Raw genomic sequence first — 13,880 nt, 5'->3', positions numbered from 1 at the left:
GTCCAGCCGTGTTCGTAACACTTGCGAATGCTGCCTGCTTCCAGCAGAACTGAGATCGCCCCATCCGCGAATTGAGCTGGGCACCAACGGCTTCTTTTCCTTTTTCAGCAACTTAGCCGCCGGGCTCCGCCCCAAGACTCCCGGCCTTGTAACGGAGTCGAAAGCACTAAATCGCTGTACCAATCCTTGAAAGTGTTGAGGCCGTCCCCTTATAGTGAGGCGACTCCTGATCCACACAATCAATTTCTCGCAATTGCGATTCAGGTCGGCCTCGTTGGAGGCAATCTTGCGATTGGCTATGTGGGCCGTGCACTTTTCCACGTTTGTCGGTGGCCATTTTGCCGGTATCTGGGGTCAGGCAGTATTGCAGAGTATCGTTGGCTCACTCTTTAGTAGTTATCTGTCCACAGTGACGCAGGGGCTTCTCTACTGCTTTGCCGTCGGCATACTCGGTACGGTTGTTAACGCATATACTAGAGAGCCGGGCTATGACGTTAAGAGATATGTCTCAGGGCACCTTAGAACCTAATTGCGAATACTACGAGCCCGAACAAAATCACACACCCGAGATAAATTCGGTCGCTAAGTAAGTCTGATGACCCGCGCATTCCCCCAGCAGATCCAAGGCCAAGTGTGAACCAAAAAACGCGCTGATAGAAAAAGTCTTGAACAATGCCACCGACTAACATCAACATCATGGCGCCAAATAGCAGTATACCCCAAGGCTTGTCGCCAGTTTCTTGAATTAACTTCCATGCCTGTATCGCTAAACACACGGATGCGAGAACTAGAGCTGAGAAGCCTAATGTTCCGGTTTCACCGAGAAAAGCAACGAAGATGGAATGGATGCCTTGCGCCTTCGGAGCCTCGCGCTTCGATTGCTCGTACTGAGCGCCGATGCCGGCACCAAGAAGCGGGTTTTCTGCCCAGTACCGGAAGCCCGCTACAATGGTAGCCCAACGCTCGTTGTCGGATTCTTGGGGCAGTCGAAGCCGTTCTGACAGTGCTCGTATTGTGGGTTGATTTGTGACGCCAGCTTTTGCCGGAATACTCGATGGAGCAAAGGGTGTGTTGTTCTCTATTGGGGTATGCATGTATGCCACCAGCGCAATGGTCGCAACGACCAAACATAGCGTCGTCAAAGACGCAGCTTTTACCCAAGGGAAAAAAGAATTTCGGAGAGGCGCCCACCACAAAGCTGCATCGAAGCACAGCATGAGCACAATAAAGATGGCCCCCGTTCGCGACGAGGTGAAATAGACGGTCAGCGCTATGATCGTCATAGCTAAGTAACAAAGGATCAGCTGCCGATTGAATACTCCCAACAAGCGAGCGACGATGAGGAGAAGGACAGCGTTCGCGAGCTCAAAGCAGAATGCGTTTTCATTGTTGGCGTACCCCTGAAGGGGGACCGACAAAAGATACTTTGGCAGCGGATAAAACCATGACGTCACAGCAAGCAATCCGAGTTGCAGCACGCAAATCGTTACTACCGCGAGGATTAAGGCCTTGATGATTAGATCTCGTCCACCTCGACCCGAGACTTTGGCATAAGCAGCGCCCAAAGAGACGTATCCGAGCATGAGCAGCCAGCCAACGCCTCTGGTATAAGTTGCCCAGTTGCCCAAATTTGATCGCGCGTAGGAGACTAAGAGACCGGTGATGATGGCGATCGTTAACGAAGCTAAAGCGAAAGCAGTCAAGCGCGGAAACAGCGCGGTTAAACGGCCGACCCCCACCATGAGAGTAACTACAGAAAGGGCAACGCAGACGACGATATCAGCAAGGTTGATATTCACCAGCACGTCGCTACTTGCGACTTGTGTGTTTACTCGAAAAAACATGAGAACGGAACATGCGATCGCGAGCACTTTGATAACGTGGTTATCTACGCGTGTGTTCTCGAACAGCCTAACGCCCGGACCAGTGGGCGTAGGCTCAGTACCTCTCATACGATCCCGAACAATGATAGTGATTGCAACGGCGCTGATCAGTCCAGTGACGCAGATGTAGAGCAATCCAATAAGCAGCGCCACAGCGAAGGAGATTTCCGGTTTTACACCAACTAAGGCAAGGGTGCTCACTGCGCTCAACTCTCGCAATCCGAAACCTGCAAAACTAATCGGCAGACTCGTGATGAACATGATGATTGTGACAGCAGCAACGATCGTCCACGAGATCGACGCGGGCTCGCTCGAAGAGAGCAGGGTCAGATAGGCTGCCAGGCCCATTGCGTGAGCGCAAATCGTAATAGCTGCAGGCAACCATAATCGTTTTAACCATCGTGCTGACTGCGCAGCACGTAAGGGGATCTGCCGCCGATAAAGAGTTGTGGCCACGACCGCCATGGTGATGGCTACCGCAATCGCGGTGGACAGGATCGCGCCCGCGCCGCCATCGTAGTCGACAGAAATTTGATGAAATAAAACCCACAGCGCGATAAGGCTGAGCGCAAATAAGATGCCGGCGGCAAGTATCCTTTCGATATACGTCCCAATAACGCTGGCGCTGAACGGAACCCCAGCTTTTGCGAGAACAAGCGCTCGTGAAACGCTTTGCCCAAATACGTTGAGCGATAGGTTTGTTATGTTTCCTGCGGAAAAGGCGAGCAGGAGACTTCGGCGATCCGCTGAATGTCCAAGCGCGGTTAGAACGGAAGCCGACCTCCAGAACGCTAAAAGATGTGCAAGAATTACAAACCCCAGCGCGGCTAGTATCGCGCCCTTCGAAATTCGCATAGTTGATGCGATAATGCCATCCAAGCTTAGGTAGTAAGCAAGCGAGCCTAGGTAAATTAGGGTCAGCAGCCCGATCGCGAGCGATTTTCTGGCTATCATTCTTGCATGCAAATATGTGTCATTAGTTCCATTAGCTTGAAACGCATCTGCACTCCAGGCCCTTCTGCTTGCGGCAGCGTTGGCAAGCGGATTTTCTGGCTGTGCCAGTCAGTTGGATTTGTCATTTGCTCCATTGGATGACACGTAACCATCGCGGGAAGGCGAGCTAAGTAGCATCGTCCAATGGGCGGGCTGTCGGTCGCCGAAGCCGTCCTCGAGGCGGAAGACACGAGCAGGCGGAGAAAGGATAGTTTTCGCCCGAGCCTAGTTCGGTTCGCGCTTAGGTTTTGGCTGTCCCGAAGAGTTCCGTTCGAGCGTCGAAAGTAGTGTGTTCCCCTGCACATATACCATTGCGAGCATCCAGCCCAACGGCGTATATTTGGCGTTACTTTGGGTTGGAATCAGAGCTGTACATGAGCAGGTTCGAGTGCGCATTGGGAGCGGCGGCGAATGGAAGACGATTTTGATTGGTTTTTGAATAGAGCAGCTTTGATTTTTTCGTGTTGGAAGTTGGTGTTAACTGGATCAATCACCCTTTTTACGGTGGGTACAGCGTCTCTTTTGCTACTTCTGCCGACAACATATTCTTCGCATTCCGTGCTGCCGCTGTCGGCCCACGGCAAAGCTATCCTTACGACCGAAGTGATCCTTGACCCCGTGGCGCGAAAAGTTAATCCACCTGATGAGGTGCTAGACGTTGAACGTCGCCGACAATCTCTGGCTTCCGCAATCACTCTATCGTCTGAACTTAATCCTGGCTCGGGGTTGTATACACTCACGTTTACTGATCAATCGCCAACGGCAGCCCAAGCCGTGCTCAACAATATCGTTGAAACGATACTGACGGCGTCCAAACCTACTGGATCGGCAAGGGCGGAAGCTCTGCAGCAGCTAGAAACGTTGGTGAAAGCGAAAAGTGACCTTGAGGCTCTCGCTACGACATTGACCGGCAATACAAACCGGGTGAAGGACGGAGGCGAGGGCGAACTGTATGCGCGCGCCCTAGCGGTTCTCGTTTCAGATATTGCGGCGAAGAAAAGCAAGCTATGGCAGCTGAGGAATTACCTGGAAGGAACAAGTCTTGAAGATGTTCTCGTTCGGCCGACGCTTCCGAACAAGCCAGATCCAAAAGGCTTGCTCGCGAAACTACTGTCGTTGGCGATTGGATCCGTTGGGTTGATGATCTTTGGCGCAATCTTTCGCCATTCTTGGCGCCAAAGGCGAGCAAATAGGAACGTCGCAAAATCACCGAACAGTGCATTATCGGAGCTGCGTGTTGCTTAGCGTGTTGGTGTGCGGACTGACACTCGCTCTGGAAAGAAGTCAGATCGTCTTGATCGAACTCGATAGGCTCGAGGATGCGCCCTAGCCATGCTTGCTTCGTGATTGGCCTAGCCGTCCCTTTGTTCGGCTGCGGCGCCGTCGATAGTCAGGTGACCTACGTACCAGAGTCCTTTCGACAGAAGGCCCCTCCGCAAGAGACGGAGCGGCCGCCCGATGTACACCGCGTTGTGCGCGACGGCATTTCTAAAATTTTCATGGTGACCGCAATGCCGAACGACATCAGTGTCTCATTTCCGGTCCCAGCCAAATACGGCGGATGGACGACATGTGTGAGGGCCGTAGCCACCGGCATTTCGGGTCGATCGCTCGGCACAGAGACATTTCTCGTCAACATCATTCACGATCAGGTCCAGGAGCGTCGACGCGTCGATGACGCTCATTGGTGCTCACACGAGGCTTTTGAACAACTGTAGCGTGGCGACATCGCAGGAAGAGATGCCCGCGGTGACCGCGATAAGGGGCTGCACTCGGCATCCTGCAATTTATGAGTCAATCTATCGGTAGCGCAACTTGCGCTTTAACACCGAGATCTCAAAGTTTAGATGTCCCTCGTCCATTTTCCAGCTGACCTTCCAGCCGGTTTTGACATACTCAATGTAGCGCGGCCGGCGATATCGATCACTATGTGCGAGCTGATCGAATTCTTCGAGTCGCGGAAACGAGCGAGCGTCGTAAAGCAGCCATCCGCGTCTGACTAAGATGATGACGTTCGCGCAGCGCGGAACTCCACGCCGAGAATGCCCGCCAGCGAGGTCGACCAGAGCACCGACAATGCGATCAGCACCCCGGCAATATCGCTCGCCTTAGATCACAAAGCTGGATCGCGCTATGCCGCCAGACCGACGGCAAAGTTGCCCCCACGTTCAAACCTTGCCTCCCCACGCGCGATGGACCATCAAGGTGGTGCTGACACCCGGCAAGATGTCGATCAGTACGACTTCGTCGCCGGCGGATTTGATAAAAATTACGGCTGACGACTTAATGGAAGGCGGCGTCGCCAATATGGATTCCTGGAACCCTGATCAAATTAGTAGGCATACCATTTCTTTCGAGAGGTATTATTGATATCGATCGCCCCAGATTCTAACGCAGTTCACACCACCTTGCGCTGGCGGAGCTCCGCGATCTCGTCCTTGCCGAAGCCGAACTCGGCAAGCACTTCCTCGGTCTGCTCGCCCAATTCCGGCGGACGTGCGGCCATCGAACTCGGGGTGCGCGACAGCGTCACCGGCTGGCCGACCAACTGGATGTGCCGGTTCTCGTCATTGGGGACGTGTTGCGCGATGCCGAGATGCTTGACCTGGGCATCGTCGAACATCTGGTCGATCGAATAGATCGGGCCGCAGGGTACGCCGGCGCCGTTCAGTTCATTGACCCATGTCTCCGTGGATTTTTCCTGCGTCAGCTTGTCGATCACTGCGTTCAGCGCATCGCGATTCTTCGAGCGTAACGGCGCAGTGGCGTAATCGGGATCGGTGACGAGTTCGGGTGCGCCGATCGCTTGCGCGCAGCGCTCCCATATCCGCCCACCGGTGGTGGCGATATTGATGTAGCCGTCGGAGGTCTTGAACACGCCGGTCGGAATGCTGGTCGGGTGGTTGTTACCGGCCTGCCTGGCGACTTCCTTTTCCATCAGCCAGCGCGAAGCCTGGAAGTCGAGCATGAAGATCTGGGCCTGCAGCAGCGAGGTCTGCACCCACTGGCCCTGGCCGGAGACGTCGCGCTCCAGAAGGGCGGTCAGGATGCCGATGGCGCAGAACAGCCCGGCGGTAAGGTCGGCAACGGGGATGCCGACCCGCATCGGCCCTTCGCCCGGCGCGCCGGTGACCGACATCAGCCCGCCCATACCCTGCGCGATCTGATCGAAGCCCGGCCGCTTGTGATAGGGCCCGTCCTGTCCGAAGCCGGAGATGCTGCCGTAGACGATACGCGGATTGATCTGGCGCAGGCTCTCATAGTCGATCCCGAGTTTGGCCTTGACGTCGGGGCGGAAGTTCTCGACGACGACGTCGGCCTGTTCGGCGAGGCGCTTGAACACTTCGAGGCCCTTGGGGTCCTTCAGATTGAGCGTCATCGCCCGCTTGTTGCGGTGCAAATTCTGGAAGTCCGAGCCCTGGCGCGGGCCGCCTGGCTGCTCGCCAGCGGCGTCTTCCAGCAGCGCATCGATCTTGATGACATTGGCACCCCAGTCCGCCAGTTGCCGCACGCAGGTCGGCCCGGAACGAACGCGGGTGAGATCGAGCACAGTGAAGCGGGTAAGGGCCTGCGAGGCGCGTGGGAAAGGCATTGAGAAACCTTCTTTTTTCGAATGCGGACAAGATCTGCTGCCATCTGAGTTATACAGTTTGGCCTTGAATTCCAACCGGCGGTCACGTGGGCAATCGCCATAACGTTTCTAGATCGCGCAATCGATCGAGGCTATCGATTTGCCAAGTCGAAGAGTTGATCGTCCATATGAAAAACCGCGAGACTTGGTTGCGGCCGTCGGAGAGCAGCCCCTTACCCAATTTACGACAGTGCTTCTGGCCTCATTTTTCGTTGACTCTGCCCGGGAAGAATTGCGCTGGTGCCCGGGGGACCGTACCGGCGTACTGTGCATTAGCAGTGGTAGCCCAGAGGTTTAAATAAAACACTGTCGTCAAAATAACGCGCATACGGCCAGCCGAAATCAGTGAACGAAAAGATATGATAAGTCGACGATGTCGGGCGTCCGGCGAGCTATCCGCATATACCTTTGTTAAAGTTGATGATCTCGCCTCAATTCGCCGCGGGTCGAACCTACCGACGATCCCGAATCGTGCGTATTGATCAAGTGAGTGCAAGAGTTGTCAGCGCAAACAGTGCGGAAGGTGTCAGTTCGCCCACAATCGCGGGAAGATCGTTAAGCTCAACGATTTTTAGTGTGCCTTCAGTAACAATGAGCTGCTCAGCTGGAACGTCACGCACGACAAAAAACTCTGCGCAAAATGTGCCACCAGGTATCTCAAAGTCCGGGCCGGAGCGTTGAGCGATTTTTTCAAACCGTGCGGGAGGGATGAAGTAACCAAGCTCTTCGTGAATTTCGCGAACAACGCATTCCAGAAAGGTCTCGTCTCCCTCCCGATGTCCCCCAAACAGGGCGACCTTGCCCGGGTAGAGGATATCCGGCTTATCGTCTCGCAACTGCAGGAGCAAGCGATCCGATGTGTCGAAGATTACAGCGGCTGCGATCTCGCGAAGATTTTGGCGTTGTTCGTCCTTCCGTGCTGTTGCGGCGCGTCGAGTAAACTTGTCCAAAACTAAGTTAAACGAAATCTCATTGAGTTCGTCTTGAGGTCTTTTTGGCATTTCCAATTGATCCTTCTCACCCTCTGCATTTAGGGCGACAGCTACGGCTGTCCCAGCGCCACCACCATACAGCTAAGCGAACCGGGACGTCTCGCAACACGCGATCGTTCCAGTAGTTGCTAGACAAATTAGTCGGTCGAAAGTTTGCGAGCTGCTTCTTCGATCTGGAGGCTGAGATGTACAGGATTTGCTATTGGTTTGGAATATTGTCGGATGGTCTTGCCGGCCTGCTTGGCCACATCCTTTTTCGTTAGCCAGCAGGCCGCCTGGAAGGCACGAAGCTTGGCCTGCCCGCAGCAGCGAGGTCTGTACCAACTGGTCCTAGTCCCTGTTCCCAGCGGTGAGAAGTGTCTCTGGCGCACAACAGCCCGCGACTGCGAGGTCGGCTACGGAGTTTCTGCCGGGATCGCTGGTGGCCGACATCAGTCCGCCCATGGCATGCGCGATCCGATCAAAGCCCGGCCGCTTCGATCAGAACCGTCCTTTCGAAGCGGGAGATGCTGTCATGGACGATCCGCAGGTTGATTTGGCGCATTTTTCATAGTCGATCCCGAGCTTGGGCTTGATATCAGGGCAGAAGTTCTCGACCATGACTTCGGCCTGTTTCGCTAGTGCGTGAACACTTTGAGGCCGATGGGTCCGTTAAGTTCAGCGTCATAGCGCGTTTGTTGCGGTGCAAATTCTGAAAGTCGAGCCCTGGGACGGGCCGCCTGGTTGCTCGCCAGCCGCACCTTCCAGCAGCGCATCGATCTTGATGACATTGGCGCTCCAGTCCGCCTTTTGCAGCACGAAGGTGGGCCCGGAAGGGACGCGGGTGAGATCGAGCACGGTGAAGCGGCCTGCGAGGCGCGCAGGAAAGGCATTCTGGGAACGCCGGGACGGATAGGGCGTATCTGGGTTCAGTATTGGCCGTTCAAATACAGCTCAAATTTAATGGGATTCTCGCCAAGAGGCATTTCAGTATTCTTTCTTGCCAGGAGAGTACCGGAAACGGGGTGGTTCGGCCTGACGCGATGGCGTGATGCGTTCAGAGACCCTTAACCGTCGTTGGAGGACCGTTTCCGTCGCCTGAACGGGACGAGCGCGTCGAATTAAACGGTGGTTCGAAACCACAAATTAATGTGGGCGAAGCATTATTATATCGGCACCGGAAGGCGCGGAATAAAAGAGTTAACCTATCGCGACTGACGGTGACCCCATTCGAGCACTTTAGCGTACCGAAAACATGCTTGCCCCTGGACGACCTGAATTGTTGTGGAAGACCAAAGGCTAAGCGATGAGGTCGAAATTCGTCACTGACCTGGACGATCCCTCCGACCGCTTTCTCAATCTGGACGGCGACCAGATCTATGCGCTCTTCTCGCTTCCAACCGTCAAGGATCACGGAACCCCGTCCGGGAATGGACCGGTCAACACTCCCGCCGCGAGCCCAGCGCTCGTCAGCGAAGCCGTCCAATCCTCCAGCGCCCAGAGCGGCACCATCACCACGACCTCGCTGACCTCGGGCGGCATCACAATCAATCTCCAATTCGATGCGGCGGCCATGGCAGCGCCTGCGAGCTTCCGGGCGGGTATCCAGCAGGCGGCGTCGATTTTGACCTCAGCGATATCGGACAAGATCACGGTCAACATCAAGATCGACTACAGCGGCACTGGCGGCGGGGCTGCCGCCGGCCCCGATAACGGCCTGTACGAAAGCTATTCTTCGGTCAGGACCGATCTGATCAACAGCGAAACGCCGAGCGACACGACTTTCAATGCCTTGCCGATCGGATCGTCAGTCCAGGGGCAATCCAAGGTCGCGGTCTGGAATGCGCAGTTAAAGCTGTTCGGGCTCCTGGGCGCCAACGACACCACCACCGACGACGGGAGCGCCACCTTTGCCACCGACATCAATTCGAGCCTGCTGGTCGGCGTTGCCCTGCACGAACTGACCCACGCGATGGGCCGGGTCCCCTATGGTCCGCCGTACAGCGGCTCGCCCGATATTTTCGATCTGTACCGCTTCACGAACTCCGGCACGCAGCTGATCAACGGTGCCAGCACCGCGCCGGCCGCCTACTTTTCGCTCGATGGCGGCAACACGAAACTGGCCGACTTCGGCCAGAATTCGGACCCGAGCGACTTCCTCAACAGCGGCGTGCAGGGCGGCACCGATCCGTTCAACGAATACTATACCGGCGGTACGCTTCAGAGGCTTACGGCTGCCGACAAGGCACTTATGGATGCCCTCGGCTTCCACCTTGCGGTGGTGAACTATCCGCCGGTGGTAACGGCGTCCAATCTCCAGGAAACGCACGGCATGATGGCCTCTGCGTTGAGCGCGCAACTTCAATACAGCGACGCCGACGGTGACCAGGCGTTCCACTGGCGCATCCAGGACGTTTCCTCGGATTCGACAGGAGCGGTAATGGTCAATGGCGTGTTGCTGGCGCCGGGAGCTGCACCAGTCGAAGTCACGCAGGCGCAGTTCGCCGCGGCCACGATTCAGTCAGTGTCCGCCGCTCACGAAATCTGGGCGGTGGTATCCGATGGCACCGCCTGGAGCAGCCCGGTCCATTTTACCGTGTCAGCACCCGCCGCCAACCATGCGCCGGTGGTAACGGCGTCCAATCTCCAGGAAACGCGCGGCATGATGGCCTCTGCGTTGAGCGCGCAACTTCAATACAGCGACGCCGACGGTGACCAGGCGTTCCACTGGCGTATCCAGGATGTTTCCTCGGATTCGACAGGAGCGGTAATGGTCAATGGCATGTTGCTGGCGCCGGGAGCCGCACCGGTCGAAGTCACGCAGGCGCAGTTCGCCGCGGCGACGATTCAGTCAGTGTCCGCCGCTCACGAAATCTGGGCGGTGGTGTCCGATGGCACCGCCTGGAGCAGCCCGGTCCATTTTACCGTGTCAGCGCCCGCCGCCAACCATGCGCCGGTGGTAACGGCGTCCAATCTCCAGGAAACGCACGGCATGATGGCCTCTGCGTTGAGTGCGCAGCTACAATACAGCGACGCCGACGGTGACCAGGCGTTCCACTGGCGCATCCAGGATGTTTCCTCGGATTCGACAGGAGCGGTAATGGTCAATGGCATGTTGCTGGCGCCGGGAGCCGCACCGGTCGAAGTCACGCAGGCGCAGTTCGCCGCGGCGACGATTCAGTCAGTGTCCGCCGCTCACGAAATCTGGGCGGTGGTGTCCGATGGCACCGCCTGGAGCAGCCCGGTCCATTTTACCGTGTCAGCGCCCGCCGCCAACCATGCGCCGGTGGTAACGGCGTCCAATCTCCAGGAAACGCACGGCATGATGGCCTCTGCGTTGAGTGCGCAGCTACAATACAGCGACGCCGACGGTGACCAGGCGTTCCACTGGCGCATCCAGGATGTTTCCTCGGATTCGACAGGAGCGGTAATGGTCAATGGCATGTTGCTGGCGCCGGGAGCCGCACCGGTCGAAGTCACGCAGGCGCAGTTCGCCGCGGCGACGATTCAGTCAGTGTCCGCCGCTCACGAAATCTGGGCGGTGGTGTCCGATGGCACCGCCTGGAGCAGCCCGGTCCATTTTACCGCGTCACCAGCCTCGGCCACGGGGCCGCAGCCGTCGGCGGCCATCGATCAACTGATTTTTGACACCGCCTATCAACCTGCGGCGGGTAGTCCACCTTTGCCCGATTGGCTGCTGCATTGACGCTCGGCGACCAGCTGAATCGGTCAAACGCCGTCGTCGCCAATCTCCTTCAGCGAAAGCGCCATTCGTAGCAGCGCCATGAGCTTCGCCCAGAGGCCGCGTATCGAGGGAATCAACAGCCGGTTCGACGCCATGGAGGCGACGATCCTGTCGGCCAAATTGCCGCATTGCCTCACTGGACCGAGGCGCGCCGGCAGGCCGGGAAGGTCTATGACGCTGGCCTCAACCAGATCGAGGACGTCGTGGTGCCTGCGATCCGAGCGGACCGTTCCCGTATCACCTCTATACCATCAGGCATGGCCGCCGCGATGCGCTGGCGGCGCATCTGGGGGCCATCGGGTACAGACCGCGGTCAACTACCCGTCCGCCTTGCCGTTCCTAGCGGTCTACAGCCGGCTCAACTGTCCTCCCGAGCAGTTTACCAACGCGTTCGCTCAGCAGGGCACGATATTGTCGCTGCCGATGTTTGCAGGGATTACGTCGAATCACCAGCACACCGTGATTGAATTGATCCGCGCGTTCTGAAGTCGTCCGCCGGGGTGCTGGGCGAGTTACCCGAGCCACTTAGCTAGGGCGCGTGCAGCCGGAATTTGATTTCCGGGGCTATGACGGCAACTAGCTTTTCGGCGCCCTCGCGGCTGAGGTGGTCGGTATCGGTGTAGAAAATGGTGGCGCCGTCGTGGGTGTAGCAGCGCGCCGTGTCCGTTCGGCAGAACACCCGTTGAGGATAAATAGGCACGAATCCTGTTTCATCCTGGATGTCGCGAGCTATCCCAAGAACGACCCGGTTGCGTTCAAGATATCGTTGCAGGCTTGTCGTCAGCGGTAGTCTGTTTTGCGCAATCAGCTTGACGAGCGTTCTCGGCACGTGCCAACCCACTTCCGGTACCGGCAAGATATAATAGACCGTAATGCCCATCTCCAGCACGCGCAACAGTGTTGCGCGCAGCGCTTCCGCCGAACGGCTCATGCGTTCGGCTTCGCTTCCGGTGAAGCCGACAGGCCGGATGGCGGCGAGAGGCCCGGGTTCGATGCCACCTTCGCCGTTGTCGAAGGTCGTACCCGAAATATAGGCGGTGCTGCGGTCGTTGATGATCACACTGGTGATGCGGTGCTGCCGAAGCGCCGCGAAGACGTTCTCCTGGAACTCGAGGCAGGGCGCTTTTTTCCCCACCGTCTCGACGCCTGCAACGAAGGGGCATGCTGGATAGGCATAGACGTAGGCAGCGATGGATAGTTCGTAGAACAAATCGTTAAGCGGCCCGGTGAGCGTCTCTGCGTGGCTGTCGCCGAGGACGGCGAATGTCGGGGCGGTATGCGGCCTACCGATGACGCACGCGTCGTCGATGCTTTGCCGCCGGCAGTCCCGGCCGTCCGCGATGGCGGTCCCGCGCTGCGGTTTGAGTGCGAGCAAGGCAAGTTGATCGGCCGAGAAGCGCTGCGGAAAGCCCCCGGTGAATTCGCTGGACCCGGCAAGAACCAGAAGCGCTGCCGATATGCCGATTACCGCGACGACAAGCTTCCGGCGCGTTACAGTGGTGCGGTTGCGGAACGGCACCTCCACGAATCGCCAACTCAGATAGGCCAGGACCAGACACGTCAAGATCAGAACACAGGATATGAAATTGCCGGGTGCGTCGATGAGAAACAGTCGCGTGAAGGCGAATACGGGCTGATGCCAGAGATAAAGTGAATAGGAGAAAAGACCGAGGCCGACCAGTGGACGGGTCGCGAGCAGCCGGGAGACAAGGTCGCCTCCCTCTCCGAAGCGGATGATCAGGGCCGTGCCGGATACCGCAAGGACGGTGTTCCACCCCACGGAAGTCTCCTGGGCCCCGAGTAGACATATAGACGCGAAGATCAGGCCTAGCCCAAGGGCTGGCAGCATCCGTGCGATCGCATCGAATGTCGGCCGCGCACGCGCCTGCTCGATTCTGGCCAGAACCGAACCGGTCAGGATCTCCCAGGCCCGGTTTTGCAGGAGATAGAACGCCGCGGAAGGATCGGTCTTGTCAGTGTGCAGCGCTAGGGAAAACGAGACGGCGGCGCCGGCGATCAGAACGAGCGCCAGCGACCTTCGGGCAAATCTCCACATCAGGATCATCAGTAGCGGAAAAAAAACATAGAACTGCTCTTCGACCGAAAGTGACCAGGTGTGCAGCAGCGGCGTCAGATCGCTCGGCTCGGAGAAATAATTGTCGCGCTGGTAGAAAAAAATGTTCGCGACGAAGAAGATGACCGCGAAGATGCTGCGCGCGAATTGGGAAATTGGCTCCGGGGTCATGAACAGCAGACCGACGATGGCGCTGGCTGCAATAACGAGCAGCAACGCCGGCAAAATGCGACGGGCGCGACGCTCGTAGAAGCGAGCGAGTGAGAACGATTCCCCGTCGAGGTCGCTGAAGATGATGCCGGCGATCAGGTAGCCGGAGATGACAAAGAAGATATCGACGCCAAGATAGCCGCCCTTGAAGGGCTCGATGCCGGCAAATCGAAGATGGGCGTGGAAAAACAGAACCGAGACCACCGCGACGGCGCGCAGACCGTCGATTTCGGGTCGGTAAGTAATGCCGCCAAGAGTTGCCGCACTCACCCTGCCGGCTCGCCCGAATCGGTCCAAAAATGCTTTTAACATCCAGCTTCCACTCACTCCGGTTGTTCGGTCTGCCAGCCTGTATATCCCGTATCGGGTCGAA

The 13,880-nt window shown here is 57.3% G+C and carries 10 protein-coding genes; 4 read left to right on the top strand and 6 right to left on the bottom strand.

What is annotated here, in order from left to right:
* Positions 1 to 518 precede the first annotated feature (518 nt).
* A complete protein-coding gene (locus tag FFI89_RS23275; RefSeq protein ID WP_138829955.1) occupies positions 519 to 2,837 on the bottom strand; it encodes a lysylphosphatidylglycerol synthase transmembrane domain-containing protein in 2,319 nt (772 codons plus the stop codon).
* Between the two features lie 450 nt (positions 2,838 to 3,287).
* Here FFI89_RS23275 and FFI89_RS23270 point away from each other — a divergent pair, with 450 nt between their 5' ends.
* Entirely contained in the window at positions 3,288 to 4,121 is an 834-nt protein-coding gene (locus FFI89_RS23270) for a hypothetical protein (protein ID WP_138829954.1), read from the top strand.
* 797 nt (positions 4,122 to 4,918) lie between these two features.
* Entirely contained in the window at positions 4,919 to 5,155 is a 237-nt protein-coding gene (locus FFI89_RS23265; protein ID WP_138829953.1) for a hypothetical protein, read from the top strand.
* Between the two features lie 119 nt (positions 5,156 to 5,274).
* Here the strand turns inward: FFI89_RS23265 and FFI89_RS23260 are convergent, their stop codons facing one another.
* Together FFI89_RS23260 and FFI89_RS23255 are read right to left on the bottom strand one after the other, a co-directional pair.
* Positions 5,275 to 6,468 carry a CaiB/BaiF CoA-transferase family protein gene (locus tag FFI89_RS23260; RefSeq protein ID WP_138829952.1) on the bottom strand — a complete coding sequence of 398 codons (1,194 nt, stop codon included), beginning with the start codon at positions 6,466 to 6,468 and terminating at the stop codon, positions 5,275 to 5,277.
* Between the two features lie 521 nt (positions 6,469 to 6,989).
* On the bottom strand, positions 6,990 to 7,508 hold the full coding sequence (locus FFI89_RS23255; RefSeq protein WP_138829951.1) for an NUDIX domain-containing protein: 519 nt from the start codon (positions 7,506 to 7,508) through the stop codon (positions 6,990 to 6,992).
* Positions 7,509 to 7,920: 412 nt separating this feature from the next.
* Between FFI89_RS23255 and FFI89_RS35250 the strand changes: the two genes are divergently transcribed.
* Positions 7,921 to 8,052, top strand: a complete 132-nt coding sequence (locus FFI89_RS35250; protein ID WP_256379150.1) for a hypothetical protein — start codon at positions 7,921 to 7,923, stop codon at positions 8,050 to 8,052.
* 110 nt (positions 8,053 to 8,162) lie between these two features.
* Here the strand turns inward: FFI89_RS35250 and FFI89_RS34530 are convergent, their stop codons facing one another.
* On the bottom strand, positions 8,163 to 8,336 hold the full coding sequence (locus FFI89_RS34530) for a hypothetical protein (protein ID WP_168213005.1): 174 nt from the start codon (positions 8,334 to 8,336) through the stop codon (positions 8,163 to 8,165).
* Positions 8,337 to 8,784: 448 nt separating this feature from the next.
* Here FFI89_RS34530 and FFI89_RS34735 point away from each other — a divergent pair, with 448 nt between their 5' ends.
* A complete protein-coding gene (locus tag FFI89_RS34735) occupies positions 8,785 to 11,184 on the top strand; it encodes an NF038122 family metalloprotease (protein ID WP_210249022.1) in 2,400 nt (799 codons plus the stop codon).
* 23 nt (positions 11,185 to 11,207) lie between these two features.
* On the opposite strand, the gene FFI89_RS35245 is transcribed toward FFI89_RS34735, so the two are convergent.
* Together FFI89_RS35245 and FFI89_RS23245 are read right to left on the bottom strand one after the other, a co-directional pair.
* Complete coding sequence (locus FFI89_RS35245; protein WP_256379149.1) at positions 11,208 to 11,342, bottom strand: hypothetical protein; 135 nt, start codon at positions 11,340 to 11,342, stop codon at positions 11,208 to 11,210.
* 410 nt (positions 11,343 to 11,752) lie between these two features.
* Positions 11,753 to 13,819 carry an acyltransferase family protein gene (locus tag FFI89_RS23245; RefSeq protein ID WP_168213004.1) on the bottom strand — a complete coding sequence of 689 codons (2,067 nt, stop codon included), beginning with the start codon at positions 13,817 to 13,819 and terminating at the stop codon, positions 11,753 to 11,755.
* Positions 13,820 to 13,880 lie beyond the last annotated feature (61 nt).

This window comes from Bradyrhizobium sp. KBS0727, from assembly GCF_005937885.2.
Classification (GTDB): Bacteria; Pseudomonadota; Alphaproteobacteria; order Rhizobiales; family Xanthobacteraceae; genus Bradyrhizobium.
The sequence above is the reverse complement of the archived record's forward strand: the minus strand, read 5'-3'. Positions and strand labels throughout refer to the sequence as shown.

Coding starts and splice junctions, on each gene's coding strand:
- FFI89_RS23275 (WP_138829955.1), bottom strand. CDS start 2,837: ATGATAGCCAGAAAATCGCTCGCGATCGGGCTGCTGACCCTAATTTAC.
- FFI89_RS23270 (WP_138829954.1), top strand. CDS start 3,288: ATGGAAGACGATTTTGATTGGTTTTTGAATAGAGCAGCTTTGATTTTT.
- FFI89_RS23265 (WP_138829953.1), top strand. CDS start 4,919: ATGCCCGCCAGCGAGGTCGACCAGAGCACCGACAATGCGATCAGCACC.
- FFI89_RS23260 (WP_138829952.1), bottom strand. CDS start 6,468: ATGCCTTTCCCACGCGCCTCGCAGGCCCTTACCCGCTTCACTGTGCTC.
- FFI89_RS23255 (WP_138829951.1), bottom strand. CDS start 7,508: ATGCCAAAAAGACCTCAAGACGAACTCAATGAGATTTCGTTTAACTTA.
- FFI89_RS34735 (WP_210249022.1), top strand. CDS start 8,785: ATGAGGTCGAAATTCGTCACTGACCTGGACGATCCCTCCGACCGCTTT.
- FFI89_RS23245 (WP_168213004.1), bottom strand. CDS start 13,819: ATGTTAAAAGCATTTTTGGACCGATTCGGGCGAGCCGGCAGGGTGAGT.